The sequence below is a fragment of the Acetobacter sp. P1H12_c genome (assembly GCF_018811975.1).
Classification (GTDB): domain Bacteria; phylum Pseudomonadota; class Alphaproteobacteria; order Acetobacterales; family Acetobacteraceae; genus Acetobacter; species Acetobacter persici.
The window spans coordinates 1-3,516 of record NZ_JACRVR010000076.1 but is presented as its reverse complement, the minus strand read 5'-3'; the positions used below and the strand labels follow the sequence as shown (position 1 = coordinate 3,516).

3 protein-coding genes are annotated in these 3,516 nt (G+C 47.0%); all 3 read right to left on the bottom strand.

Translation table 11 applies throughout. The features are described from left to right. Window positions 1-940: plasmid recombination protein (locus KP699_RS16040; protein WP_215763321.1), on the bottom strand; the 940-nt coding region annotated here is incomplete at its 3' end. A 427-nt stretch (window positions 941-1,367) separates the two neighbouring features. Beyond that, a complete protein-coding gene (locus tag KP699_RS16035) occupies window positions 1,368-2,702 on the bottom strand; it encodes a hypothetical protein (RefSeq protein WP_215763320.1) in 1,335 nt (444 codons plus the stop codon). 260 nt (window positions 2,703-2,962) lie between these two features. After that, window positions 2,963-3,516 (bottom strand): hypothetical protein (locus KP699_RS16030; RefSeq protein WP_215763319.1); only part of this gene is annotated, 554 nt, incomplete at its 5' end.

Below are 3,516 nucleotides of genomic sequence, written 5' to 3'. Positions count from 1 at the left end.
TCTTACTCTCTAATTCGGCATTTCTACTGACAAGGTGAGAATTTTGTCTCTCCGCACTAATTGCTTTCTTTTGTGCATCATTCCTTTCTGACACAGCTTTTTCAATCGCCTTTTCTGCGTTTCGATACTGTCCTGAATATTGCTCTATTGCTTCTCTAAAGAGAGTATTGGAACGTTTTTTTATATCTGCATCACTAGCTGTAGACCTAGCGAATGACAGTTTTCCAATGGTTGAAGTCTCGGCCCATTCACGAGCCACTTCTTCTTTTATGGATTGTTTATATTTGTCTCTGTCACGCAAAATCTGGGCATGAGCATCATTAGCTATCTGTTCTTTTACCCATTTGCATCGAGAAGAACGAGTGCGTCTTGGTCCATATCTAGCCATTCCGTATTTCTGGCCGACCTGCTCATAATAACTATTCAAAAACGCTTTGAGAGCAATAGCACCAGCAATTTCCGCTTCTTTACCACTCTTCCCATTAGCCAAGGCTTCTTTCTGTGCCCTGTAACCCGGATGATTCTGCTTTGCATCGAAATCAGTTCTTACAGCGTACAAATGAAGATGCGGAAACTTTTCATCTGTGTGCTGAACTGCACATTTATAATCTTCTCCCCATTCATCACGCATGAACTGAATAGCGTCACGTCTCCAATGCAGGTACTTTTGCTTTTCCTCTGGACTGGCTTTTTTCAGAGCTTCGACACTAACAGGATATGAAAGAACCGCTGTAGCTAAGGTGTTCTGTGTTGTTCTGACTTTTCTTTCTCTTCCGTTTTTTTGTGTCTGTTTAGCATTTTCCACTGCATTATGAGACTGTCTCAGTTCTTCAAACGAACAACCGTCAACAACTTTCGGAGCGTGAGGATTTTTAACGTGTGGCATATTGCCTTCAATACGTTCCGCTTCGTCTAAAACTTCATCAACAGTCCTGTTCATTCTGGAATCTGATCGACTTTTACGGGCAAATACTTCTATTCGTGCAAAACAAAATCCTGACATTATAGTGAACTCCTATTAAGAAATTCATTATATATTATGAAATTGAAAGGGTTACTTGTTTATTACTATATAGACCGAATATAGTAATTCCGCTAAAGCTCCATTACTTTCGGCTCTCCGAGGGGCTGGGCGTTCCCCCCTGCACCCCCCTTTTCCATACCATCGAATGAGACTGTTTGAGGTGCCAGCAGTTAACCACAAGCCAGCCAGCTTACCGTATGTATGGCGTCCAGCAGGCTGGCTTATGGATAACTGCACCCGATCATCAGATTACATATGGTATCTGAATAAATAGGGGTTCCCTGTTGGCACCCCTTTGGGGGGTGCATTCATACATATATCCTATAGTTCGGCCAGACCTGTCTCACGCTCTTTTCTTGTTCGAATGGGAAGCTTCATGGACTTTGATCTGGCGATAATACGTCGCTCTGCTGATACCCAGAGCTTCCCACGGCTTAGACTTGCTGGCGTTGTTTTCAGCTAACCACTTGTCTCGATCTTTCAGCCCACGCTTCATACGCTTTGCTTTCGCCTGTCTCGCTGCCTTCTCTGTCTCGGTTGACAATGCGAACAGTCGAACACTTTCCGATGCTGTAACCTTGAGCAACTGGCGCATAGTCCTAATGCTGTAAGCATAAGCTCGGCCCTGCTCTAACAGCTTCCTGCTGGTGCTGTTGTGCTCCTCAAGATCAGGATCATCGAGAAAGTCTGAAGTATATCGCTGGACTTCATCTAACAACGTGGCAGGATTCTTATGGTATCGAGCCACCGCTGCGGTTGCTAAATGTCCAAAAACATCGCGCCAACCCTCGGGAACTTCTCCGGCCCATCTTATCTGGGCTAACGTTCTCAGGTCTTCAATAATACGGTGAGCATGTTTTCTTTGAGTGAATCCTGCGACCCGTTTCTCTCTCTCTGCTGCGAGATCGACAACCGGCGCTCCGCGCCTTTTTCTGGCCTGTGGAGGGGTTCGCTTGGCTTTCTTGTGAGCAAGCACCTGTTCCCGGCTCCATGGTAATACCGAGGCTTTCAGGTCGCCTACAGAGTAGGTCAGACTTGAATCCCATATGGTCTGGACAATCGCACCATATGCCCCCCAGTTCTTGCTACCTGGGACACGCAGGATGCGCCCAAACTCCACGCACCTGGCATCAGCTCCGATATGCGCCAAACGCCTCTGTATTTGCCCGTTGAGCGCTTCAATCACGCTTGCTGGCTTCCTACCCGACTTTTTGCGTGAGACGTTCCAGAGCGGGTTTATGAGCTTCCAAATGGCATATGCCCCGCGCCCGCTGCTGATTATCTGACTTGGTAGAGGCAAACCGGCACCCATAGCCTCGCCACATATCAAGCTGGCCTGTTCATCGAACGACATAGACGACCACCCCTCGACATGATTGTGACAATCGAGGTCAACCCAAACCCAAGGCAAGCACGCAATGCCTGCTTTCCCGGCGATCTTACCGGGTTTCCAATAGAGACCCTGCGAGAAATAAACAGCCTTGAATTGACTGTTTTCCGCCATTTTCTGGACGTGAGACAAACCCTCTGGGCTGGCTTCTATCCAGTGACGAAGTTTGCCATGGAACCAGCGACCGTCAGTTGTCTCTCGACCGTCTTCGACTGTTAGGACCGACCAAAAAAGCGCGGTTCCGTCTGATTTCTTTGGTATTTCAATCCCGTTCCACATAGTTGCCATTTCCCACGGCAACCTTGTTTCCCATTGGATTTGCCACCAAACGTGCTATAATAAGCACGGTGGCCGGGTGATGCTTATATGGCATGACCTTCCTTCTCCTTCGGTTCTGCTTCTACACAACGGGGTACCAATCCATTCGTAGAAACGGCCCGGCACAACCACATGCCCGACCTTCTGGCAATCATCATACCATATTTTCCAGAAAACAAGTGCTCCCAGTCATCACCACGCGCTGGCGCGGGGTGGGACTGCCCCGCCAGTCATGGGCCTTCAGGTCCGGGACTGGCCATGGAATGATGTCTGTAAACTTTCTCAATAGCCCATGAAAACGTCTTCTTAAACATCTCAGGAACACGTCTTGAAACATCTTTCACAACGCTAGATACTTGCAACAGAGCGAGTTCCAGCTTCTGAACTTTACTAATATCTACAACTGCCAAACATGCACCAGAAAGCTTTTGATAGTCAGTTTCTAAGCCACTCTCAGATGCTTCCTCATGCAAGTTCATAACATTTTCTGCCAGCGCAGCGTCTATGCGCGATAATGCGTCATCAGCAGTTATGATCTTACTCTCTAATTCGGCATTTCTACTGACAAGGTGAGAATTTTGTCTCTCCGCACTAATTGCTTTCTTTTGTGCATCATTCCTTTCTGACACAGCTTTTTCAATCGCCTTTTCTGCGTTTCGATACTGTCCTGAATATTGCTCTATTGCTTCTCTAAAGAGAGTATTGGAACGTTTTTTTATATCTGCATCACTAGCTGTAGACCTAGCGAATGACAGTTTTCCAATGGTTGAAGTCTCGGCCCATT